This is a genomic window from Nocardioides sp. AE5 (genome assembly GCF_031844485.1).
Taxonomy (GTDB): domain Bacteria; phylum Actinomycetota; class Actinomycetes; order Propionibacteriales; family Nocardioidaceae; genus Nocardioides.
This window is the reverse complement of record NZ_JAUZVI010000008.1, coordinates 171,794-194,479: the sequence shown is the minus strand read 5'-3', so window position 1 is coordinate 194,479 and position 22,686 is coordinate 171,794. Positions and strand designations below refer to the sequence as shown.

24 protein-coding genes are annotated in these 22,686 nt (G+C 70.6%); 5 read left to right on the top strand and 19 right to left on the bottom strand.

The window, feature by feature from the left end; genetic code table 11:
• Window positions 1-32: 32 nt before the first annotated feature.
• The 14 genes from Q9R27_RS13245 to Q9R27_RS13180 form a co-directional block, all read right to left on the bottom strand.
• A complete protein-coding gene (locus Q9R27_RS13245) occupies window positions 33-485 on the bottom strand; it encodes a thioesterase family protein (RefSeq protein ID WP_311252858.1) in 453 nt (150 codons plus the stop codon).
• Window positions 486-560: 75 nt separating this feature from the next.
• Entirely contained in the window at window positions 561-1,520 is a 960-nt protein-coding gene (locus Q9R27_RS13240) for a type IV toxin-antitoxin system AbiEi family antitoxin domain-containing protein (RefSeq protein WP_311252857.1), read from the bottom strand.
• Between the two features lie 134 nt (window positions 1,521-1,654).
• Window positions 1,655-5,209 (bottom strand): chromosome segregation protein SMC, encoded by a 3,555-nt coding sequence (smc, locus tag Q9R27_RS13235; protein WP_311252856.1) that lies wholly within the window; start codon window positions 5,207-5,209, stop codon window positions 1,655-1,657.
• A gap of 91 nt (window positions 5,210-5,300) precedes the next feature.
• Window positions 5,301-6,533: an MFS transporter gene (locus Q9R27_RS13230; protein WP_311252855.1), complete on the bottom strand. Its 1,233-nt coding sequence runs from the start codon at window positions 6,531-6,533 to the stop codon at window positions 5,301-5,303.
• Between the two features lie 63 nt (window positions 6,534-6,596).
• The gene (locus Q9R27_RS13225) at window positions 6,597-6,809 is read right to left on the bottom strand and encodes a hypothetical protein (protein WP_311252854.1); all 213 of its coding nucleotides are present in this window, start codon (window positions 6,807-6,809) and stop codon (window positions 6,597-6,599) included.
• Between the two features lie 91 nt (window positions 6,810-6,900).
• A complete protein-coding gene (mutM, locus tag Q9R27_RS13220) occupies window positions 6,901-7,767 on the bottom strand; it encodes a bifunctional DNA-formamidopyrimidine glycosylase/DNA-(apurinic or apyrimidinic site) lyase (protein WP_311252853.1) in 867 nt (288 codons plus the stop codon).
• On the bottom strand, window positions 7,760-8,494 hold the full coding sequence (gene rnc, locus Q9R27_RS13215) for a ribonuclease III (RefSeq protein WP_397219694.1): 735 nt from the start codon (window positions 8,492-8,494) through the stop codon (window positions 7,760-7,762). The genes mutM and rnc overlap by 8 nt, the downstream gene beginning before the upstream one ends.
• A gap of 26 nt (window positions 8,495-8,520) precedes the next feature.
• Entirely contained in the window at window positions 8,521-8,706 is a 186-nt protein-coding gene (gene rpmF / locus Q9R27_RS13210; protein WP_311252852.1) for a 50S ribosomal protein L32, read from the bottom strand.
• Window positions 8,707-8,749: 43 nt separating this feature from the next.
• Window positions 8,750-9,310, bottom strand: a complete 561-nt coding sequence (locus Q9R27_RS13205) for a YceD family protein (protein ID WP_311252851.1) — start codon at window positions 9,308-9,310, stop codon at window positions 8,750-8,752.
• 35 nt (window positions 9,311-9,345) lie between these two features.
• Window positions 9,346-9,933: a hypothetical protein gene (locus Q9R27_RS13200; protein WP_311252850.1), complete on the bottom strand. Its 588-nt coding sequence runs from the start codon at window positions 9,931-9,933 to the stop codon at window positions 9,346-9,348.
• Entirely contained in the window at window positions 9,930-10,427 is a 498-nt protein-coding gene (gene coaD, locus Q9R27_RS13195; RefSeq protein WP_311252849.1) for a pantetheine-phosphate adenylyltransferase, read from the bottom strand. Before coaD ends, Q9R27_RS13200 begins: the two co-directional genes overlap by 4 nt.
• Window positions 10,428-10,435: 8 nt before the next feature.
• Window positions 10,436-11,047 carry a 16S rRNA (guanine(966)-N(2))-methyltransferase RsmD gene (gene rsmD / locus Q9R27_RS13190; RefSeq protein WP_311252848.1) on the bottom strand — a complete coding sequence of 204 codons (612 nt, stop codon included), beginning with the start codon at window positions 11,045-11,047 and terminating at the stop codon, window positions 10,436-10,438.
• Entirely contained in the window at window positions 11,044-13,302 is a 2,259-nt protein-coding gene (locus Q9R27_RS13185; RefSeq protein WP_311252847.1) for an ATP-dependent DNA helicase RecG, read from the bottom strand. The genes rsmD and Q9R27_RS13185 overlap by 4 nt, the downstream gene beginning before the upstream one ends.
• A 31-nt stretch (window positions 13,303-13,333) precedes the next feature.
• Window positions 13,334-14,953 carry a DAK2 domain-containing protein gene (locus Q9R27_RS13180; protein WP_311252846.1) on the bottom strand — a complete coding sequence of 540 codons (1,620 nt, stop codon included), beginning with the start codon at window positions 14,951-14,953 and terminating at the stop codon, window positions 13,334-13,336.
• Window positions 14,954-15,134: 181 nt separating this feature from the next.
• Here Q9R27_RS13180 and rpmB point away from each other — a divergent pair, with 181 nt between their 5' ends.
• Entirely contained in the window at window positions 15,135-15,320 is a 186-nt protein-coding gene (gene rpmB, locus Q9R27_RS13175; RefSeq protein ID WP_110205992.1) for a 50S ribosomal protein L28, read from the top strand.
• A 90-nt stretch (window positions 15,321-15,410) separates the two neighbouring features.
• Here rpmB and Q9R27_RS13170 read toward each other — a convergent pair whose 3' ends face one another.
• Complete coding sequence (locus tag Q9R27_RS13170) at window positions 15,411-16,382, bottom strand: thiamine-phosphate kinase (RefSeq protein WP_311252845.1); 972 nt, start codon at window positions 16,380-16,382, stop codon at window positions 15,411-15,413.
• Between the two features lie 138 nt (window positions 16,383-16,520).
• On the opposite strand from Q9R27_RS13170, the gene Q9R27_RS13165 reads away from it, so the two are divergent.
• Both Q9R27_RS13165 and Q9R27_RS13160 read left to right on the top strand, forming a co-directional pair.
• Window positions 16,521-16,757 (top strand): Lrp/AsnC ligand binding domain-containing protein, encoded by a 237-nt coding sequence (locus Q9R27_RS13165; RefSeq protein ID WP_311252844.1) that lies wholly within the window; start codon window positions 16,521-16,523, stop codon window positions 16,755-16,757.
• A 72-nt stretch (window positions 16,758-16,829) separates the two neighbouring features.
• Window positions 16,830-17,297, top strand: coding sequence for a DUF3515 family protein (locus tag Q9R27_RS13160; RefSeq protein ID WP_311252843.1), 468 nt, complete (start codon window positions 16,830-16,832; stop codon window positions 17,295-17,297).
• An 8-nt stretch (window positions 17,298-17,305) separates the two neighbouring features.
• Here Q9R27_RS13160 and Q9R27_RS13155 read toward each other — a convergent pair whose 3' ends face one another.
• Window positions 17,306-18,427, bottom strand: coding sequence for a D-alanine--D-alanine ligase family protein (locus Q9R27_RS13155; protein ID WP_311252842.1), 1,122 nt, complete (start codon window positions 18,425-18,427; stop codon window positions 17,306-17,308).
• A gap of 11 nt (window positions 18,428-18,438) precedes the next feature.
• Window positions 18,439-18,990, bottom strand: a complete 552-nt coding sequence (pyrE, locus tag Q9R27_RS13150) for an orotate phosphoribosyltransferase (protein WP_311252841.1) — start codon at window positions 18,988-18,990, stop codon at window positions 18,439-18,441.
• 44 nt (window positions 18,991-19,034) lie between these two features.
• On the opposite strand from pyrE, the gene Q9R27_RS13145 reads away from it, so the two are divergent.
• Window positions 19,035-20,102 (top strand): aminotransferase class I/II-fold pyridoxal phosphate-dependent enzyme, encoded by a 1,068-nt coding sequence (locus Q9R27_RS13145; RefSeq protein WP_311252840.1) that lies wholly within the window; start codon window positions 19,035-19,037, stop codon window positions 20,100-20,102.
• Between the two features lie 13 nt (window positions 20,103-20,115).
• On the opposite strand, the gene Q9R27_RS13140 is transcribed toward Q9R27_RS13145, so the two are convergent.
• Both Q9R27_RS13140 and Q9R27_RS13135 read right to left on the bottom strand, forming a co-directional pair.
• Entirely contained in the window at window positions 20,116-21,117 is a 1,002-nt protein-coding gene (locus Q9R27_RS13140; RefSeq protein WP_311252839.1) for an NAD(P)H-dependent glycerol-3-phosphate dehydrogenase, read from the bottom strand.
• Window positions 21,114-21,896 carry a lysophospholipid acyltransferase family protein gene (locus Q9R27_RS13135; protein WP_311252838.1) on the bottom strand — a complete coding sequence of 261 codons (783 nt, stop codon included), beginning with the start codon at window positions 21,894-21,896 and terminating at the stop codon, window positions 21,114-21,116. The genes Q9R27_RS13140 and Q9R27_RS13135 overlap by 4 nt, the downstream gene beginning before the upstream one ends.
• Window positions 21,897-22,028: 132 nt before the next feature.
• Between Q9R27_RS13135 and cofC the strand changes: the two genes are divergently transcribed.
• A complete protein-coding gene (gene cofC / locus Q9R27_RS13130) occupies window positions 22,029-22,649 on the top strand; it encodes a 2-phospho-L-lactate guanylyltransferase (protein WP_311252837.1) in 621 nt (206 codons plus the stop codon).
• Window positions 22,650-22,686 lie beyond the last annotated feature (37 nt).

Below are 22,686 nucleotides of genomic sequence, written 5' to 3'. Positions count from 1 at the left end.
CGTGGTCGATCTCACGCGGGCCGGTGGCCGGTTCAGGGGCGCAGCAGCGGCTCCACCGCAGCCCGGATCACGTCCGGCATCGGCACCACCGGGCGGTTGCCGGCGCCGTGCGCATTGTCGACGTACACATGGACGAAGCGGCCCTCGGCGGCCGCCACGTCGGACTCCCCCTGGAAGAGGCCGATCCGGTAGACGATCGAGGACGTGCCGACCTTGTCGACCACCAGCCCCATCTCGATCGGCTCCGGGAAGCCGATCTCGCGGAAATAGCGGCACGACGTCTCGGCGACAACACCGATCTGCGGCAGCAGCCGCACGTTTGTGCCGGTGGCCTCGAACAGGTGCGCGTTGACCGCGGTGTCGAAGAGCTCGTAGTAGGTCGCGTTGTTGAGGTGCCCATAGGCGTCGTCGTCGCGCCAGCGGGTGGTCACGGTGCGCCAGGCAACGTAGTCGTCACGGGTCGGCAGAGGGGGGCGTTCGCTCACCCTGCCAGCTTAGTTCGTCGCCCCGCTGGCACTGTGCACCGGATCGCAGTCACCAGGTGACTGGGATCCGGTGCACTATCCGGCGCGACGCACCTGGACGACGGCGCACCGGGGACACGGATGCACCGTTCCCCGCCATCCACGCGCTTGGAGGAGCCGACCGACCTTCTCCGCAGTCACACAGCTTCGGACGTGCGCCTGTCCCCAGCCGAGCCGCACCGTCGCGCGGTGGCCAAGTGCGGTGTCCAGGTCGCGCTCCATGTCGTGGTCCCGGGTCTCGGCACTGTCATGGAAGAGGCGTCCGTCGAGTTCGACGACCAGGCCGAAATCGTCATACTCGACGTCCCGGTAGACCGGCCCCTTGAGGGAATCCCGGACTTGTCGGCGAGCGCTCGGCAACCCGTGCGCGCGCTCCACCCGGTCCAGATAGCTGTGCTCCAGCGCGGAACACGTCCCGGCCGCGACATCACCGAGCACGTCGACCATCAGCTTGCGGCGCCCGATCCTGGCCCGCCCGGCGAGCGCCTCGAGCATGCGTGGGGCGGTCGTACGCCGTGCCTGGACGACCCCGGCCAGCACCGCAATCGCGTCCAGGTCCCCCGCTGCGGCGGCCGCAACGTCGAGCGCTGCTTCCTCCACCCGAATCCGCGGCGGCGCGGTGTGCAGCAGCGCCTTGCTGTCGAACCCCGCCATCTGGTGCACCACGATTCCGGAACGACGAGTGACCGTGCGGGAGCGATCGACGGCGACATGGACCGGCCCACCGGCGGAGCGGTCCCGCCGCCCAGGACCGTCCACCGCGCGCAGTGCCGAATCGTGGCTCAGCGCTGCCGGTTCATGCAGGAGCACCGCCGCCCACGCCTGCTGCAGCCAGGTCAGCGGACCGGTGTGGTCGACGTACACGCCGTCATGGACGAGCGACAGGTCACGGCGTCGCACCAACCTGCGGATGTCGTTGTCGCTCCGGCCCGCGGCCAGGACCTGCCGTCGCGAGACGACGCCGGCCTGGCGTTCCTGCACTCCCCAGAGATCCATGCCGACACCGTGCAGCGGTCGGTCATGCGTCGCAACCCACCCTGGGCCACCCTGTGGAGGGGAGCGTGAAATCAGTGCACCGGATTGCAGTCACCAGGTGACTGCAATCCGGTGCACTGTCACACGCGAGCCGCTCAAGCGGGTTCGGTCTCCCGGAGCCGCTGGCTGATCACCGCGGAGACGCCGTCGCCGCGCATGGTGACGCCGTACAGCGCGTCCCCGACCTCCATGGTCCGCTTCTGGTGGGTGATCACCAGCAGTTGCGAGTGCGCCCGGAGCTCTTCGTAGATCTCCAGCAGCCGGCCGAGGTTGGTGTCGTCGAGCGCCGCCTCCACCTCGTCGAGGATGTAGAACGGCGAGGGCCGGGCCTTGAAGAGCGAGACCAGGAAGGCCACCGCGACCAGGGAACGCTCCCCACCCGAGAGCAGGGAGAGGCGCTTCACCTTCTTGCCGGCCGGGCGTGCCTCCACCTCGATGCCGGTGTTGAGCATGTCGCCCGGGTCGGTCAGCACGAGCTTGCCCTCGCCGCCGGGGAAGAGCCGGGCGAAGACGTGGTCGAAGGCGACCCGTACGTCCTCCCATGCCTCGGTGAAGACCTGCTCCACCCGCTGGTCGACCTCGCGGACGATGTCGAGGAGGTCGCGCCGGGTCTTCTTCAGGTCTTCGAGTTGCTCGGTGAGGAACTTGTGCCGCTCCTCCATCGCGGAGAACTCCTCCAGCGCCAGCGGGTTGACCTTGCCGAGCATGGAGAGCGCCCGCTCGGCGGCGCGGAGCCGCTTGGCCTGCTCCTCGCGGACGAACGGCACCGGCTCGGGAGCCTCCTCACCCTCGGGCACCTCGCCGAAGAACGGCACCAGCACCTCGGGTCCGTATTCGGCGACCAGCACCTCGGGGTCGGTGCCGAGCTCGTCCACGGCACGTTCCTCGAGCTGTTCGATCCGCATCCGCTGCTGGGTGCGGGCCATCTCGTCGCGGTGCACGGTGTTGACCAGTTCGTCGTGCTCGCGGGCCAGGTCGCGGAGCCGGGCACGGATCTCCATCAGCGCCTGCTCGCGCATCGCCCGCGACTCCTCGATCTCGGTCCGCGCCCGCGCGGCCAGCTCGGTGGAGGTGTTGAGGTGTTCCAGGACGACGGCGGCCCCGGCCACCACGGCCTCGGCGGCCTTGCCCTCGCGGATCATCCGCTCGCGCCGTTCGCGTGCCTTCGCCCGGGCCTCGCGCTCCTGGCGGGCGGCGCGCAGCAGGCCGTCAGCGCGACCGTGCAGGGCCCGCGCCCGCTCCTCGGAGGTGCGCAGCGCCAGCCGTGCGTCCATCTCTGCCTGGCGAGCCGCCCGGGCCGCCTCGACGAGTCCCTCACGGACGCTGGTGTCGGGCTCCTCCTCGGGAGCCTCCTCGGCCGAGGCCAACCGCGCCTCGAGGTCGGCCAGACCGGCCAGGTCCTTCTCGCGGGCCTCGTTCGCGGCCACGATCGCGCGCTCCAGCCGCTCCGCCTCGCCCCGCGCCGAGCGCGCCTGGGAGCCGTGCTGCCCCAGTTCCTCCGCGACCGCGGCCAGCGTGGCATCCGACTCGTGCAGCTTGGCCAGGGCCACGTCGACGCGCTTGTGTGCCTCGAGACGCTCGGCCTCCATCCGGGAGATCTCGAAGCCGAGTCGCTCCCCGGCGGCGGTCGCCTCCTCCAGCGCCCGGCCGGCCTCCTCGACGGCGGCCTGGATCTCAATCAGGGACTGGCTCGCCGACGAGCCACCCGAGGCGAAGTGGGCGCCGAGCTGGTCACCGTCACGGGTCACCGCGGTCACGTCGGGCAGTTCGGCGACCAGTGCCTTGGCCGCGGCCAGGTCATCGACCACGGCGACCTTGAAGAGGAGCCGGGTCAGCGCCGGGCGCAACTCGTCGGGGCACTCCACCGCGTCCACGGCGTACGTCGCATCGCCGGGCAGGCCGGGCCAGTCCCGGTCGGCCTCGGGTCCGCCACCGAGCAGCAGGCCGGCGCGTCCGAGGTCGGCGGACTTGAGGTGGTCGATGGCACCGATCGCGGCATCGGGGCCGGTGACCGCGATCGCGTCCGCGGCCCGGCCGAGGGCTCCGGCGACGGCGGCCTCGAAGCCGTTGCGGACCGACAGCAGGGCCGCCACCGATCCGAGCAGGCCGGAGACCTCACCGGTGGCGGCGAGCAGTGCGCCGGCCCCGTCCTTGCGGTCCAGGCCCATCTGCAGCGCGTCGCGCCGGGCGTTCAGGGCGCTGCGGTCGCGGTCGGCCTGGGTCATCTCCTCGCGGGCCTTGGCCAGGCGCTCCTCGACGTCGTCGAGTTGGGCGACGGCTGCCTCGTGCTCGGCGTCCAGGCCCTCCTCACCGGCATCCAGGCCGGCCACCTTGGTCTCCAGTGCGGTGAAGTCGCGCTGGGCGCGGTCGGCCCGGGCCACGGCGTCCTCGCGGGCCTGGGTGAGCCGGCCGATCTCGTCGTCGGCCGCGGCGGCGCGCGACTTGAGCGCGTTGACCTGTCCGTGCAGCCGGGCCAGGCCCTCGCGGCGGTCCGCTGCTGCGCGCTGCAGCCCGGCCACGCGGCGCTCCTCCTCCGCGGCGGCGTCCTCGGCCGCCTTGCGGGCGGTGACCGCTTCGCTCATCGCGGCGCGCTGGCCCTCGAGTTCGACCTCGATCTGCTGCTCCTGCTCGGCGACCCGGGCCGCCTCGGCCTCCAGTTGCTCCGGGTCACGGCCGCCCTGCTGCTCGGGGGCGTCGCCCGCCGCGCTGGCGTTGCGGACCCGCTCCGCGGCCAGTGACTGGGTGCCGCGGATCCGCTCGCGCAGGCCGGAGAGCGCGAACCAGGTCTCCTGGGCCTGGGACAGGGCGGGCAGGTCCTCGCGCAACGCGGCCTCGACGGAGGACTCCTGGTCGCGGCTGGCCTGCAGGTCCGCCTCGAGCTGGGCCCGACGGGCGACCAGCACCGACTCATCGGCCATCTCCTGCTCGAGCGCGGTGCGCGCGGTGACCAGGTCGTCGGCGAGCAGCCGGGACCGGGCGTCGCGGACGTCGGCCTGGACGGTTGCGGCCTTGCGGGCAACCTCGGCCTGGCGCCCCAGCGGCTTGAGTTGGCGGCGGATCTCGCTGAGCAGGTCCGAAAGACGGTTCAGGTTGCCCTCGGTGGAGTCCAGCTTGCGCAGCGCCTTCTCCTTGCGCTTGCGGTGCTTGAGGACCCCGGCGGCCTCCTCGATGAACCCGCGGCGGTCCTCGGGAGTGGCGTGCAGGATCTGGTCCAGCTGGCCCTGGCCGACGATGACGTGCATCTCCCGGCCGATGCCGGAGTCGGAGAGGAGTTCCTGTACGTCGAGCAGGCGACAGGTGTTGCCGTTGATCGCGTATTCGGAGCCGCCGTTGCGGAACATGGTCCGGCTGATGGTGACCTCGGCGTACTCGATGGGCAGCGCCCCGTCGGCGTTGTCGATGGTCAGCTGCACCTCGGCGCGTCCGAGCGGCGGGCGGCCCGACGTACCGGCGAAGATGACGTCCTCCATCTTGCCGCCGCGCAGGGACTTGGCACCCTGCTCCCCCATCACCCAGGCCAGCGCGTCGACGACGTTCGACTTGCCCGAGCCGTTGGGCCCGACGATGCAGGTGATGCCGGGCTCGAGTTGCAGCGTGGTCGAGGACGCGAAGGACTTGAAGCCCTTGAGCGTGAGGCTCTTGAGATACAAGGTGGCTCCTCGCGACGACGGTCAGGCAGCGTTGGGGGCTGAACGACGAATCATTGCAGCAGCGCCGTGGGGAAGATCAGCACCGCCGAGGTTACACGGCCTCGCTGTCCGCATGCGCGATGTGCGGCATCTGGCGCCAGACCAGTGCGACCATCACCGCGGAGCCGACGAACCCGAACCAGAACGGTGCCGTGATCCCCCACGCGCCGGCGATCACCCCGCCCAGCGCAGTGCCCAGAACCATCGAACCGAAGACGCCGACCAGGTAGACGCTGCCCACCCGCCCCTGGAACTCACTCGGCACGGCCCGCATCCGCACCGTGCGCGAGGTGGTGCCCCAGATGAAGGCATGGGCACCGAAGACGAAGAGGATCACCAGGGCAAGGGCGCCGGAGCGGTTCACTGCCAGGGCGAGATGGGTGAAGGTCTCGACGAGCAGTCCGACCCGCATGATGTCGCCGAGTGAGAAGCGCCGTTCCAGCCAGCCATAGCAACCGATGCCGAGCAGTCCGCCGACGGCACTGGCGGTGGTGAGCAGCCCGAAGCCGACCTCGCCCATGCCCAGCGTCTTCACCGCATAGAGCACCAGCACCGACCAGGCCGCGCCGAAGGTGATGTTGAAGGCGACGATGGTCAGGGTCAGGGTGCGTACGGCGGGGTGGTGCCAGGTCCAGCGCAGGCCCTCGCTGATGTCGTCGCGCACCCGGGTGCGGGCCCGGGGCGTGGACGCCGCTGGCAGGCGCATGCGGGAGATCAGCGTCGCCGCGAAGAGCACGCAGACCGCCTCGGCCGCGAATGGCCACGCCATGCCGAGGGCGAAGAGGGCGGCGCCGAGCGGCGGTCCCAGCATCTGGTTGATGGTGATGAACCCGGCCATCATCCGGGCGTTGGCCACGCCCAGATCCCGCTTCTCCACCACCATCGGCAGCAATGCCTGCGAACTGGTGTCGGCGAACACCTCCGCGGTGCCGAAGCAGAAGAGGGCGACCAGGACGACGCCGATGCTGACCGCACCGGTGGCGATGGTGACGACCAGGATGGCCAGGACGGTCGCCCGGGCGAGGCTGACCACGACCACCAGGAGGCGCCGGTCGAGGCGATCCGCGATCGCGCCGGCGTACAGGCCGAAGAGCAGCCAGGGCAGCCGCTGGACCAGGACGCCCATGGCGACCAGGAACGGGTCGTGGGTCTGGGAGGCGACCAGGAGTGGCCCGGCGGCCAGGGCGATGCCGTCGCCGATCTGGCTGGCCCAACTGGAACCGATGAGCCATCGGAAGTTGGTGCCCAGCCGTGCCGGGACGACTGCTTCGACGATGCGACTCACAACATCAGGACGCCATCGCTGGCGGTCAACGCCCCTGGCGTGACCGCTGCGTACAGCCGACGATCAGGCCGGCTGCATCTCCTCGACCGGTTCGAGGAGTTCTGCCGAGCGGGCGGCGAGGAGCGCATCGTTCTCCTCGCTCAGGCGGGTCACCAGGGCCTCGAGATCGGCGACCCGCTCGCGCAGGTCACGGTTCTCGCGAGCGAGTCGCTCGACGGGGAGTCGAGTGGTGTACCGCGGGTCGCTGCTCATGTAGCCGAGGAGCGCCTTGGCCATGCATAGCCTCCGAAGAAAAGTGTGGTGTGCGGGCATTCAGCCCGCCTTCAAGAGTCCCACCGGGCCGGCTTCAGGTCAAACCGGCGAGGGCTCAGGGGTTGCGGCGCTTGCGCGGGACGGGTTGGCAGGTCGGGCAGAAGTACGACGAGCGGTTCATGAAGGCGACCCGGCGGATCGGGGTGCCACAGGCGTGGCATGCCTCCCCCTCGCGGCCATAGGCGTTCAGCGACCGGTCGAAGTAGCCGCTCTCCCCGTTCACGTTCACATACAGCGCATCGAACGAGGTGCCGCCCTGGTCCAGCGCCTGGCGCATCACGTCAGCCGCATGCCCGGCCAGTTCGCGCACCTGCTTGCCGGTGAGTCGGTCACCGGGCCGCTCGCCGTGGATCCGGGCCCGCCACAGCGCCTCGTCGGCATAGATGTTGCCGACACCGCTGACCAAGGACTGATCGAGCAGCAGTCGCTTGATCGCCGAGGTGCGCTTGCGGACCCGGCGTACGAAGTCGTCCAGGTCGAACTCCGGGTCCAGCAGGTCGCGAGCGATGTGGGCAATCTCGGGCGGCAGGTCGGCGCCGCCCAGCGAGGTGGCCAGGCCACCGAACATCCGCTGGTCGACGAAGCGCAGTTCCTGGGCGCCACCGTCCGGGCCGGCCAGGCGCAGGCGGACGCGCAGGTGTCGCTCGTCTGGGCGACCGGGTGCCTGGACCAGCATCTGGCCGCTCATCCCGAGGTGGGCAAGGATCGCGTCGCCGGAGTCCAACGGGAGCCACAGGTACTTGCCGCGGCGCCGGGCGGCGGTGATGGTGCGGCCGGTGAGGGAGGCGATGAAGCCGGTCGGGCCGCCGGGGTCACGGCGTACGGGCCGGGTGTGCAGCACGTCGACGGCCTGGATCGTGCGCCCGACCGCGTGGGCATCCAGCCCGCGGCGGACCACCTCGACCTCGGGCAGTTCAGGCATCGGGCTGGCTGAACGCGGCCTTGATCTCGCCGTACGCCGTCTCTGCGGCCTGCTGCTCGGCTTCCTTCTTGGAACGGCCGACGCCGTGGCCATAGGTGCCGTCCCCGACCCGCACCTGGGCGGTGAACGACTTCATGTGGTCGGGACCGGACCCCTCGATGAGGTATTCCGGGACGCCCAGCGAATGCTCGGCGGAGAGTTCCTGCAGCGAGGTCTTCCAGTCCAGCCCGGCACCGAGCCCGGCGGCAGCCTCCATCAGCGGATCGAAGAGCAGGTGCACCACCGGTACGGCGTTCTCGAAGCCGCCGGAGATGTAGATCGCACCGATCACTGCCTCGACGGTGTCGGAGAGGATCGATGCCTTGTCGCGCCCGCCCGTGGTCTCCTCGCCGCGACCGAGCTTGATGTGCTCGCCCAGGCCGATGGTCCGGGCCACGTCGGCCAGGGCACGGGCGTTGACCACGGCAGCACGCAACTTGGCCAACCGCCCCTCGGAGAGGTCCGGGTGGGTGCGGAAGAGATGCTCGGTGACCACCACGCCGAGCACGGAGTCGCCGAGGAACTCCAGTCGCTCGTTGGTCGGCAGGCCGCCGTTCTCGTAGGCGAAGGAGCGGTGGGTCAGGGCACGGTCGAGCAACCCGGGCTCGAGGACCGGATCACCGAGTGCGGCACGCAGCTCGGTGTAGTCGCTCGTCTCGCCCGGGTCGTGCTCCGTCTCCGGACCCACCGGCGATTCGCTGGACTCGCGGGGGTTCAGAGAACCTGGCGGCGGGCCGCCTTGGCGCCGTACTGGCCGCACTCACCGCAGGCGCGGTGGGGCAGGTGCTTGGCGCCGCAGGCCGGGTTGGTGCACGTCACGAGGGTCGGCGCAACGGCCTTCCACTGCGAGCGACGGTGACGCGTGTTGCTGCGCGACATCTTCCGCTTCGGGACTGCCACTGTTCTCTCCTCAGGTTCGCGGCCGGCCGGTTGGCCTGCCGATTCAGTCTGTCTGGTCTTCCTTCAGTGCTGCCAGTCCGGCCCATCGGGGGTCGACCGGCGCCTCGTGTGAGTGGTCCGGATCGTCCGCCAGCCGCGCACCGCACTCGGTGCACAACCCGGGACAGTCCTCGCTGCACAAGGGCTGGAACGGCAGTGCCAGCACCACCGCATCCCGCAACACCGGCTCCAGGTCGATCAGGTCGCCCTCGAGCCTGCTGACATCGCTCTCCTCGTCGTCGGCCTCGTCATGGGACGCGTCGTCATAGACGAAGAGTTCCTGGAACCGGGTCTCGATCTCGTCCGAGATCGGCTCCAGGCATCTCACGCACTCCCCCTCCAGAGCGGCCTGGGCCACTCCGGTGACGAGGACGCCCTCCATGACCGCTTCCAGCCGCAGGTCGAGTTGCACCTGCGAGCCTTCACGGACACCGAGGACCTCGATGCCAAGATCTGCCGGCGCCGGGACCTGGTCGGTGAACTCTCGCTGGGACCCCGGGCGGCGGCCGAGCTCGCGTGTGTCGAGCACGAGCGGCGCCCTCGGGTCCAGCTGCGAAGTGTTCACGTTTCCCTGTCCAGCCACAACAAATCGACCCAAGGCTACCCGGCATCCGGCCTGGGCAGCAAAACGCCCTCGCCGGAATCCCGACGCGCTGCGCTCCGCTTGCCCCCGGGGCCGAATCCGGAGTCGGTCGGGACGTCGCTGAACATGTCCGCTGCGTCCTCGTCGTCGTTGAAGGCACTGCGCCCGGACAGGTTCGCGATGCCGCGCCTGACCTCGACCAGGGTCCGGTCCAGGGCGTGCTCGAAGTTGGCGAACCGCTGCTCGATGTAGCCGTCCGCGTCGCGGCGCAACTGCTCCGACTCCCGCTCCGCCTCGGCGCGCATCTCCTCCGCCTTGCGGGTGGCCAGGCGGAAGACCTCGGTGTCGGAGACGAGCCCGTCGCGCTCCAGCCCCGCCAGGCGCACGATCTCGCGGGCCTCGGCCTGGGCGTCGGCTATCACCCGGTCACGCTCGGCCAGCACCGCAGCGGCCTCCTGGGTGGCCACGGCCAGGCCCTCGGTGATCCGGTCGATGGCGGCCAGCACCTCGGCGCGGTTGACCACCGCGGAGGCGGACATCGGCATCGCCCGGGCGGCGACGATGCTCTCCCGCAGCGCTGCCAGTTCGGCCTGGACGTCGCTCACTGCTCCCCCTTGCGACGATTCTCCTCAAGGCGCTCCACCAGCCGGGTCCGCACGAAGTCGGGGACCAGCCCGGAGACGTCGCCGCCGAAGGCGGCCACCTCCTTGACCAGGCTGGAGGCCAGGAACGAATACTCGGGGCTGGTCGGCACGAAGACGGTCTCGACGTCGGCCAGGCTGGAGTTCATCTGCGCCATCTGCAGTTCGTAGTCGAAGTCACTCACCGCGCGCAGGCCCTTGACGATCGCGTGCACGTCGTGCTCCTGGCAGTAGGTGGTGAGGAGCCCGGAGAAGCCGTCGACCTTCACGTTGGGGAACTCGCGGCACGCCTCGTTGAGCATGTCCATCCGCTCCTCGGCGGTGAAGAGCCGGTTCTTGGACTTGTTGACGCCGACCGCCACGACGACCTCGTCAAAGAGGTACGACGCCCGGGCCACGATGTCCACGTGTCCGTTGGTGACCGGGTCGAACGACCCTGGACAAACCGCTCTGCGCACTCCGACTCCTATTCCCTCGCGTCCCCGTCGGACGGGGTCCCGTGATCCTGTGCAGATGCTCGCGCCGCGCGACCATATCCCAGCAGCGTCTCGCCATACTTCTTCTCGCGCCACTCCTCGATGCCGGCGGGCCAGGTGAACCGTTCCCCGCGGGAGGCCCGTTCAACCACGACGAGGGCACCTTCGGCCAGCCATCCGTTCTGCACCAGATTGCCCAGAATTCCTTCCACTTCGGCGTTGGTGACCGGGTAGGGCGGATCGAGGAAGACCACGTCGTACGGCGCCCGCGGCACCCGGAGCAGGAACTGTTCGACCGTGGCAGAAATCACCTCGGCCCGGTTCAGTCCGACCTTGCGGACGTTGGCCGCGACCAGGGTCGCCGTACGCCGGTCCGACTCGACCAGGGTGACCACGCCGGCGCCGCGGGAACGTGCCTCGATGCCGACCGCCCCGGAGCCGGCGTACAGGTCGAGGAAGCGGAGGCCCTCGAGCGAACCGCACCACGACTCGATCGCCGAGAAGAGTGCCTCGCGCACCCGGTCGGTGGTCGGCCGGGTGTGCACGCCGCGCGGCGCGGCGATCCGCTGGCCGCCGACGGTGCCGCCGATGATCCGGGTCACGAGCGCTCCATGAAGTCACTGTGTCCGGCATCGTCGAGTTCGTCCACCCTGGCTGCCAGTTCCGGGTGCCTGGCCAGCATCGGGTCATTGGCCAGCAGGTGCTCGGCGGCCTCGCGCGCGGTGGAGATCAGCGTGGCGTCGCGGAGCACCCGCAGGTGTTGCAGGCTGGAGCGCCAGCCGGACTGGCCGGCCCCGAGTACGTCGCCCTCGTGGCGCTGGCGCAGGTCCACCTCGGCCAGGGCGAACCCGTCGTTGCTGGCGGCCACGGCGTCGAGGCGCTCGCGGGCCGGGGTGCCGGCCGGGCTGTTGGTGACCAGCAGGCAGAGCCCGGGCAGCCCGCCACGGCCCACCCGGCCTCGCAACTGGTGCAACTGGGAGACGCCGAAGCGGTCCGCGTCCAGCAGCACCATCGTGGTCGCGTTGGCCACGTCGACACCGACCTCGATCACGGTGGTGGAGACCAGGACGTCGATCTCGCCGGCCGCGAAGGCGCGCATCGTGCCGTCCTTCTCCTCGGCGGGCAGGCGACCGTGCAGTTGCTCCACCCGCAGGCCGGACAACGGCCCCTCGGCGAGCATCGGGGCCAGTTCCTCGACGGCGGCCAGGCTGGCACCCTTCGGGTCGGCGACCGGGTCGCCGTTGGCGTCCAGGTCGCGCTGGTCGACCTGGCCGTCCTCCGGGTCGTCACCGGTGATGCGGGGACACACGACGTACACCTGGTGGCCCTTGTCGACCTCTTCGCGCACCCGCTCCCAGACCCGCGACAGCCACGCCGGGTGCTCACGCAGGGCGACCACGTTGGTCTGGATCGGGGCACGGCCCGCAGGGAGTTCGCGGAGGGTGGAGACCTCCAGGTCGCCGAAGACGGTCATCGCCACGGTGCGCGGGATCGGGGTCGCGGTCATCACCAGCACGTGTGGGGGTGCCTGCGACTTGGCCGCGAGCGCCGCGCGCTGCTCGACGCCGAAGCGGTGCTGTTCGTCCACCACGACCAGGCCCAGGTCGTTGAAGGTGACGTTCTCCTCGAGCAGGGCGTGGGTGCCGATCACGATGCCGGCCTCGCCGCTGGCCATCCGCAGCAGCGCCTCGCGCCGCGCGGCCTTGCCCATCGAGCCGGTGAGCAGTTCCACGACGGTGGCCTCCTCGGCACCGCCCAGCATCCCGCCGGCGGCCAGGTCACCCAGCATCGCGGTGATCGAGCGGTGGTGCTGCTGGGCGAGCACTTCGGTCGGTGCCAGCAGCACCGCCTGGCCGCCGGAGTCGACCACCTGGAGCATGGCGCGCAGGGCGACCAGGGTCTTGCCGGAACCGACCTCCCCCTGCAGCAGGCGGTTCATCGGGACCGTGCTGGCCAGTTCGGCGCTCAGGACCTCACCGATCTCGACCTGTCCGTCGGTCAGCGTGAACGGGAGCCGCGCCTCGAACGCCGCCTGCAGGCCTCCCCCGCCCTCGCGGGCAACGGTGCCCCGGGAGCGGTGTGCGACCCGCCGTCGCGCCATCACCACCTGGGTGACCAGCGCCTCCTCGAAGCGGAACCGCTTGTGTGCCGCGCCGAGCTGGCGATGGTCGTCGGGCGCATGCATCCAGCGCAGGGCAGTGTGGATGTCGACGATGCCGTAGCGCTCGCGCAGTGCCTCGTCCAGGGGGTCGGGCACTTCGTCGACCACGGTCAGCGCGAAGGCGACCACCCGCTGGATGTCCCACGTCTCCACCTTGCCGGTGGTGCGATAGATCGGGAAGAGGCCCTTGACCTGCTCGGCCATCGCCCGTGCCGACTCCGCGGCCGTGTCCGTGGGGTCGTCGGAGAGCTTGACCATCTGCGGATGGGCCAGTTGCCACTTGCCGTTGAACGTGCCCAGCTTCCCGGTGAAGACGCCCTTGGTGCCGGGCTCGAGGCGCGCGACGTGCCACTCGGCGACCTTCTGGTTCTTCGCGAACAGGGTCAGCCGCAGCGGCGGTCCACTGGCGCGGATCACGGCATCGACGCGATAGGCGGTGCGGCCGTTGCGCCGGTCGCGATATCTCGCGACCTCGCTGGAGAGGACGTCGGCGACCACGATGACCGGTTGGCCCTCCTCGAGGGAGCCCATCTCGGTCAGCTCGCCGGTCTCCAGGTAGGTGCGCGGGAAGTGCCACAGCAGGTCGCCGACGGTGCGCACGCCCAGGTTCTCCTGCAGCGCCTTGGCCTTCTTGTCGTCGGCACGCGAACTGCCCAGGACGGAGAGAATCGACGAGTCCAGGTTGATGCCGGTCATGGTCCTCCGATGCCTGCTGGGTCGGACGCGATCATTCCACCGCGACCAGGAGCGGGTAGCGCTCCTGGCCCCCGTCGTACACCACGGCGTCGACAATGGGGTAGGTCTCCTCGACGTAGCTCCCCAGCCGCTCCGCCAGGCCGCCGTCGTCCTGGCCGGCGACCAGGGTGACCATCTCGCCACCACCGCCGAGCAGGCGGTCGATGATCTCACGGGCGACCTGGTCGAGTTCCTTGCCGACCACGGCGAAGTCGCCCTCGATGACGCCGAGCACGTCGCCCGGCTCGCACGGGCCGGCCATGGTGATCGCCTGCTTGGCGGCGACGGTGACCGCGCCGTGGCGGGCGTGGCGTGCCGTGGCGGTCATGTGCAGCACGTCCTGGTCGAAGGAGCGGCCCGGTTCGTGGACCGCGACTGCGGCGAGTCCCTGCACCTGGGCCTGGCTCGGGATCACGGCCACCCGGATCTCACCGGACTCCTCGGCGGTGCGGGCGGCCACTTCGGCTACCCGGACCGAGTCGGGGTCGTTGGGCAGCACGACCACCTCGGCCGCACCGCTGGACTCGATCGCCTCCAGGAGCATGCCGGTGCTGGGTCGGTTGCCCGGCCCACCGGACACGACCACCGCACCGGACTCGGTGAAGAGGTCGCCCAGCCCGGGGCCGGCCGCGACCGCGACCACGGCCCTGCCGGTGCGGGCGCTGGCCCTGGGCCCGGTGGCCTGGGCGATCTGCTCGGCGAAATGGGTGACCCGCACCCGGTGCGGGCGGCCGGCGACGATGCCGGCCTCGATGGCGGCGCCCACGTCGTCGACGTGGACGTGGACGTTCCACAGGCCCTCGCCGCCGACCACGACCAGGGAGTCCCCCAGCCCGGCCAGGGTGGTGCGCAGCGGCGCGATGGCCTCGTCGGTTGCGTCGAGGAGATACATCACCTCGTACGACGGACCGCCCTCGGTCAGGTCGTTGGTGGGCAGCGGCACCGGGATCGACTTGCGCCGCGGCACCGAGACCGGGCGGCGTCCGCTCATCGCGAGGTCGGCGGCATCGAGGATCACGCACAGCCCCCGGCCACCGGCGTCCACGACCCCGGCATCGGCCAGTGCCTTCAGTTGCTCCGGGGTCCGCTCCAGTGCCTCGCGCGCGGCCTGCGCAGCGGCGGTGATCACGTCACCGGTCCGCGCTGACGGGTCGTCGACCGCGGCCACGGCGGCGTCCGAGGCGGCCCGGGCGACGGAGAGCATCGTCCCCTCGACGGGGGTGCCGACGGCCGCATAGCTCGCCTCGGTGGCCGCACGCAGGGAGTGCGCGAACGTCTCGGCGTACCGCTCACCGGGCCCCATCCGGGCAATGCCCGAGCCGATCGCGCCGATCATCTGGGAGAAGATCACGCCGGAGTTGCCGCGGGCGCCCAGCAGCGCACCGCGGCTGCAGGCGGCGATCGCGGTGCCCCGATCGGCGCCCGTGGCGAGCGCCTCGTGGATCGCCTCGCGGGCGGCGTTCATGGTGAGGAACATGTTGGTGCCGGTGTCCCCGTCGGGAACCGGGAAGACGTTGAGGGCGTTGATCTCCTCGCGCGCCTCGCTGAGCGCCTCGGTGGCGATGTCGACGATCCGGACGATGTTGTCCAGCTCCACTCCGACGTCCTGCATCGCCGTCCCCTCCTCGTGATCCGCGTGGGGCAAGGCTAGAGCATGGACGATTTCGGGGATCGCAGCGCCATCGGCTACTCTTGTGCAGTTGCCCGAGAGCCTGTGTCCCAGTGCGCGGTGGATCGGGCCCCTCGTTTGCAACACCCCTGTTCAACAACGTCGATCTTTCCAGGAGTTCACGGTGGCTGCCGTCTGTGACATCTGCGCCAAGAAGCCGGGCTTCGGTAACAACCGGCCCTGGTCGCGCAAGATTACGAAGCGTCGCTTCAACCCGAACATTCAGCGCGTGCGTGCCACCATCAACGGTGCCCCCAAGCGTGTGAACGTGTGCACCGGCTGCCTGAAGGCCGGCAAGGTCTCTCGCTGACCCTGACGCACTGAAGCCCCCGACTCCGCAGGGAGTCCGGGGGCTTCTTCGCGTTCGGCGTCAACCATCCGCGGTTCAGGCGGCGGCGCCTCAGAAGTGCGTCCAGCCCCCGGCACCCTCGAACGGTTCACCGTCCACAGTGACCCGCGGCCCCGCGCCGTCCGCCTCCAGGACGGTGCCGATCCGGGTCCAGTCACCGGGCAGGTCGACGTCGGCCGGAAAGCAGGCCAGCAGCGGGTGGTCCTCTCCCCCGGTCAGGATGAACTGGATCGGGTCCGCGCCGAGCGCGGCGCTGACCGCGTGCAGCGGTTCGGGCACCTCGAAGGCAGCGGTCTCGATGTCGAGCCGGACCCCGGATGCCACGGCGATGTGGGTGGCGTCGGCGACCAGTCCGTCGGAGACGTCGATCATCGCGCTGGCGCCCGCCTCGGCAGCGACCGCACCGGCGGCGTACGGCGGGACTGGCCGCCGGTAGGCCTCCACCAGCACCCGCGGCGAGCGGAAGCCACGCCCCAGCACGGCCAGCCCTCCGGCCGCCCATCCCTGGCGACCGCACAGCGCCAGTACGTCGCCGGGCTCGGCACCGGAGCGGAGCACCGGGGAGACGGTGCAGGCACCGATCACGGTGACGGCTGCGACCAGGGTCTCCGAGCGGGTGATGTCACCGCCCACCACGCTGGCGCCCACCTTGGCGCACTCCTCGGCAAAGCCGCGGGCGAAGTCGAGCACCCAGGCAACCTCGAGGTCGCCGGGCAGTGCCAGCCCGAGCGTCAGTGACGTGGCGCTGCCGCCCATCGCGTTGATGTCGGAGATGTTCTGTGCCGCCGCCCGGGCACCGACGTCCGCGGCAGGGACCCAGTCGCGGCGGAAGTGGCGCCCCTCGACGACCAGGTCGGTGGAGACCACCGCATGGCCGGTCTTGATCCGCAGCACTGCGGCATCGTCCCCCGGCCCGACCAGCACCTGCTCGCCCTGCTCGAACAGGGCAGTCACGGCGTCGATCAGGGCGAACTCGCCGACATCGGCAAGGGTGGCATCTGCGGGCAGGTGTGACTCGGGCATGGAGTCCATCCCATCAGCCCCGTGCCGGTCCCACGCCGGCGACACGCTGGCCTATCCGTGTGTCGCGGACCGCGCTAGGTTGGTCGGGCAAGCCCGGCGCCCGCACGGTGGTGCCGTCGTCCATCCCAGGAGGTTCCGATGACTGTCCAGGCCTACATCCTGATCCAGACCGACGTCGGCAAGGCCGCCGAGGTGGCGCAGGCCACCGCCCAGCTCGACGGGGTCACCCTGGCCGAGGACGTGACCGGCCCGTACGACGTGATCGTGCGCGCCGAAGCGCGTTCGGTCGACGAACTGGGCAAGCTGGTCGTCTCCCGGGTGCAGAACCTGGACGGCATCACCCGGACCCTGACCTGCCCGATCGTCCACATCTGATCGGTGCCACCTGCTCCCAACCCGCGTCGGGGTCCACGCCGACGGCCGGGTGTACGTCGTACCTGCCTGCTGGTGCCTGCCGCCCTGCTCGCCCTCACCTCGTGCTCGTCGACGGTCGAGATCGACAGCCCGGATGCCGACCCGGAGACCAGGGCCGCGTGCGAGTCATTCCTGGCCGACCTGCCCGATCCACTGCTGGGTGAGCCCGGCGTGGAGGTCTCTCCCGACGACGCACTGGGCCGTGCCTGGGGGGATCCGCCGATCGTGGTGACGTGTGGTGTCGGCGTACCGGACGGATTCACCGAGTTCGCGCTCTGCGACGAGGTCAACGGCATCGGGTGGTATGTCCCCGACTCGGCCGTCGCCGACCTGGACGGGGGCGATGGCGGCGGTGACGTGGTGCTGACCGTGATCACCCACGCCCCGCGCATCGAGGTGCAACTGCCGGCCGCGCACCGGCCCCCTGCCGACGTGATGGCTCTGGTCAGTGACCTGGTCAACGAGCACGGCTTCGCGGAGGTCCGCGACCCCTGTGTCTGAGGCCCGCCTCAGCGCAGGCCGACGTCGCGGGCCAGGGCGAGCTGGATCAACCGGTCCACCAGGCTCGGATAGTCCACGCCACTGGCCGCCCACATCCGGGGGAACATGGACAGGTCCGTGAACCCGGGCATCGTCTCGACCTCGTTGAGCACCACCCGCCCGTCGTCGAAGACGAAGAAGTCCACCCGGGCCAGGCCCTCGACGTCGAGCGCGTCGAAGGCGGCGACCGCCAACTCCTTGATCCGCCCGGCGAGGCCCGCCTCCACGTCGGCGGGGACGTCGAGGGCGGTGTTCTCCTCGGGGAGGTACTTCGCCTCGAAGTCATAGAAGTCGTGCTCGGCATCGATCCGGATCTCGGCCAGTTCGCTGGCCGTGTGATCGCCGGCACCGACGCCCTGCAGAACGCCGCACTCGATCTCGCGGGCACCGACCGCGGCCGCCTCCACGAGCACCTTGGGGTCGAAGCGCCGCGCCTCTTCCAGTGCCGCGTCCAGCTGGTCGGGGGTGTCCACCCGGCTGATGCCGAAGCTGGAGCCGGCCCGCGCCGGCTTCACGAAGACCGGCAGCCCCAGGTCGTCGATCCGGGCACGGAGCCCGGCCTCGTCGCGCGCCCACTCCCGCGGGGTCACCACGACGTAGTCGAGCACCGGCAGGCCGGCCGAGGTGAAGAGGCGCTTCATCACGGCCTTGTCGGTGCCGACCGCGGAGGAGAGGACGCCGGCGCCGACGTAGCGCACGCCCATCATCTCCAACAGCCCCTGGAGGGTCCCGTCCTGCCCGAACGGCCCGTGCATCACCGGGAAGACCACGTCCACCTCGCCGAGCGAGCGAGGCACGTCACTGCGCTCGCGGACCTGCAGCTCGGTCGCCTCACCGGGGGCCAGGGCGACCTCGATGTCACCGACCACGCTCGGCAGGGCGCCCTGGGGGCCGAGCTCGAGCGGGTTGGTCGCCGGATCCTCGAGCACCCAGCGCCCGGTGCGGGTGATCCCGACGGGGACCACGTCGTACCGGTCCGGGTCGATCGCCTTGATCACGCTGCCGGCCGAGATGCACGAGATCGAGTGTTCACTGGAGACGCCCCCGAAGACGACGGCGACGCGGGGCTTCTTGCGCTGTGGAGAAGTCATTGCCGCAGAGACTAGCCGTGGACGGCGTCGAGTTCCGCCTTGGTGAGCACCGGGCGCACCTCGAGCTGCACGTCGTCTAGCGGGTTCACGTCCGCCGGGCTGCGGTCGATCGCGCAGACCACGACCTCGACGATGGCGCCGGCTGCCCGCAGCTCCCGGGTGGCGTCGCGTACGGCGCCTCCGGTGGTGATCACGTCCTCGACCAGGGTGATCCGGCGACCGGCCACGTCCGGCCCCTCGGCGAGCTTGCAGGTGCCGTACTCCTTGGCCTTCTTGCGCACGAAGAGGGCAGGCAGGCCGGTCCGGGCACTGAGTGCCGTGGCAATCGGCACACCGCCGAGCTCGAGACCGCCGAGCAGTTCGGTGCCCGGCGGCACCAGGTCGACCATCCGGTCCGCGACCCGGCCAAGGAGCACCGGGTCGGACTCGAAGAGGTACTTGTCGAAGTATTCGCTGGCCACCTGCCCCGAGCGGAGGGTGAACTCCCCGGTGAGGCGGCAACAGGCATCGATGTCGCGGGCCAGGGCGAGTTGGTCATCGGCGGTGGTCGTCTCGTCAGTCACGGGGTCCATCATGGCGCACGCACTGGCGTCCTACTCTGGGAGACATGCCTGAATCGTCCTTCCGCCCTGCCACCGTTGCCGTCACTGCCGGTCGTCCCGACCTGGTGCCCGACTCCCCCTTCAACGTGCCGATCACGATGGCATCGACGTACGTCGCCGGCGGGGACGTGGAGTACGGCCGCTACGGCAACCCGAGCTGGACTGCCTTCGAGGAGGCCCTCGGCGGGCTGGAGGGGGGCCGCTGCCTCTCCTTCGCCTCCGGGTTGGCCGCCGTGGACACGGTGCTGGACCTGGTCGGCCAGGGCTGCAAGGTGGTAGCACCGCGGCACTCCTACAACGGCACGGTGGGCCAGCTCGCCGACCTCGAGGCGCGGGGACGGATCGTCACCGAACTGGTGGACGTGACCGACACCGCGGCCTGTGTCGCCGCATGTGAGGGAGCCTCCCTGGTCTGGCTGGAGTCGCCGACGAACCCGGCCCTGGAGGTCGCCGACATCGCAACGATCCGCGACGCGGCCCACGCCGCGGGCGCCTATGTCGTGGTGGACAACACGTTCGCCACTCCCCTGCGCCAGAAGCCACTGGAAACGGACGTCGACATCGTCGTCCACTCGGCGACGAAGTACATCTCCGGCCACTCCGACGTGTTGATGGGGGCGATCGTCACCCGCGATGACGAACTCTTCGACGTGCTCAAGAAGCGCCGTGACCTGGTCGGGGCGATCCCCGGCACGCTGGAGGCGTTCCTGGCGCTGCGCGGCCTGCGGACCCTGCACGTGCGCCTGGACCGCGCCGAGCAGAACGCCCAGGAGCTGGTACGCCGCCTCGAGGAGCACCCTGCCGTGAGTGAGGTCCGCCACCCGGGGTTCGGCGCAATCATCTCGATCGTGCTGGCGCAGGGGGCGATGGCCGCTGACCTGCTGACCCACAAGACGAAGCTCTGGGTCCACGCCACCAGCCTCGGTGGCGTCGAATCGACCTTCGAGCGCCGGCGCCGCTGGAAGGTCGAGCCGGCCACCATCCCGGATGCGCTGGTGCGGATGTCGGTGGGCATCGAGGACGTCGAGGACCTGTGGGAGGACCTGAGGACGGCCCTGGACGACCTCACTTGAGGGGAGGCTCCGCTCAGTCGGTCTCGGCCTTGGTGTCGCGGGCGATGACGGCCTCCATCATCTCCTGCGGGGTCTGGCGACCGGAGACGACGGCCTCGACGTGCTCGGCGATCGGTGCGTCGACGCCGTTCCGGTTGGCCAGGTCGAGCAGGGAGGCGCACGACTTGGCCCCCTCGGCCACCTGGTTGGTGCTCGCGTAGATCTCCTCGGTGGTCATCCCCAGGCCGAGCTTCTCGCCGAACGTGCGGTTGCGCGAGAGCGGTGAGGAGCAGGTGGCGACCAGGTCACCGAGGCCGGCAAGGCCCATCAGGGTCAGCGGGTTGGCACCCAGTGCCATCGCCAGGCGGGCCGTCTCGGCCAGGCCACGCGTGATCACCGACGCGGTGGTGTTGTCGCCGAACCCGAGGCCGACGGCCATGCCGACCGAGAGCGCGACCACGTTCTTGTAGGCCCCGCCCAGTTCACACCCGACCAGGTCCACCGAGGTGTAGGGACGGAACGCCTTGGTGTGGCACAGGCGCTGCAGGTCACGCGCCACCGACTCGTCGGCGCAAGCAACCACGGAGGCAGCGGGCTCGCGCCTGGCGATCTCCTTGGCCAGGTTCGGCCCGGAGAGTACGCCGATCCGTTCCGGCCCGGCGCCGGTGACCTCGGCGATGACCTCGCTCATCCGCTTGACGGTGCCGAGTTCGACGCCCTTCATCAGCGAGACCATCACGGCCCGGGGCGGGATCGCGTCGGCCCACTGGCCTAGGTTCTCCCGCAGGCTCTGCGACGGGACGCTGAGCACCACGACGTCGGCACCGGCCAGGGCCTGCTCGGGGTCAGTGGTGGCCGAGACGGAGCCGGGCAACTCGATGCCGGGCAGGTAGCCGGAGTTCTCGCGGCGTACGTTGATGTTCTCGGCGACCTCCTCGCGGCGCGCCCACAAGGTGACCTCGCTCCCGGCGTCTGCCATCACCAGGGAGGAGGCGGTGCCCCACGAGCCCGCGCCGAGCACGGCAACCTTCGTCATCCCTTGTCCTTGTCGTTGTCTGCGTCGTCCTTGGCCTCGTTGGGGTTGCCGATCAGCTTCACCCCGGCCGCGCGCGGGTCGAAGCGCTCGGCGGGAGCCTTCTCGCCGCGGATGTCCTCGAGCTGGCTGGTGATCGCGGCGATGATCCGCTCGGTGGCCTGGCTAGTCCGCTCCGCGGTGATGCCGGCCGCGACGAGGTCGTCGAGGTCCACCGGGTCGCCGGCCTTGAACGTGACGTCCTTGCGCGGGAAGAGGTCGGGCTTCTTCGCATACGGCGCCAGGATCTCCTGCACACCCCAGTGCGCAACCGGGATCACTGGGCAACCGGTCTCCAGTGCGATCCGGGCCGCCCCGGACTTGCCCTTCATCGGCCACAGGTCGGGGTCGCGGGTGATCGTGCCCTCGACATAGATGATCACGCACTCCCCGGCCCGCACCGCGTCCACGGCGGCGGAGAAGGCGTCGGCGGCTCCCCCGGTCATCCGCTTGACGGGGATCTGCCGGGCGGACCTGAGGATGTTGCCCACGCCCTTGATGTCGAAGAGGGAGTCCTTGGCCATGAACCTCGGGATCCGGCCGTGGTCATAGACGAAGTAGGCCGCCATCAAGGGGTCGACCTTGGTGATGTGGTTGAGCGCGATGATGCAGCCGCCCTCGGCGGGGACCTTGTCGCCGTCGATCCAGTTCCTGCGGGCCAGTGCCCGCATCGCAGGCTTGATCGTGACCACGGCTGTGCTGACCGCCCAACCGCGGCGCTGGCGGACCTTGCGAACGCTCACTGCCCTGAACTCCCCTTCGTTGCGATGCCCTGGGCCACGACCCGGGACGCGTGCTGGAAGGCAGGCTACTCGTTCCCGCCATGTGGCACCCCCGGGCGCGCGGGGCAGTCCCGAATGGAAGGATCAGGGACCATGTCAGGCCTCGCCCCCTTCACCGTGCTGGTGCCCGTCAAGCCACCCGCCGTGGGCAAGTCGCGCCTGGGCCAGTTGCCCGACGAGCAGCGGATCGCGCTGGCCACCGCGTTCGCCCACGACACCCTGTCCGCCGCACTGGCCGCCAAGCGGGTGGCCCAGGTGCTGGTCGTCACCGACGACTTCCGGTTTGCGGCGGTGGCCCGGGAACTCGGCTGCGCGGTGCTGCCCGACGGCGTCCAGGGCGACCTCAACGGTTCGCTGGCGCAGGCGGCCCACGAGGCGGTACGCCGGTGGCCCAAGACACCGGTGGCGGCCCTGTGCGCCGATCTTCCGGCGCTGCGCCCCGAGGAACTCGACGAGGCACTGGGCCAGGTGCCCGGTGATCGGCCCGCCTTCGTGGCCGACGCGCTCGGCACCGGGACCACGATGTACGCCGCGCCCCGGATGGAACTCTTCGACCCGATGTACGGCGTCGACTCCGCGGCCCGCCATGCCGAGGCCGGGGCCATGCCCGTCCAGGGCACCCTGGCCAGCCTCCGCCAGGACGTCGACGAACCGGGCGACCTGGGCCGGGCGATGGTGCTCGGGGTCGGCACGCACACGGCCGGGAGCGTCTAGGAAATGAATCCGGCGCCGCGCCCCTGAACGGGACACG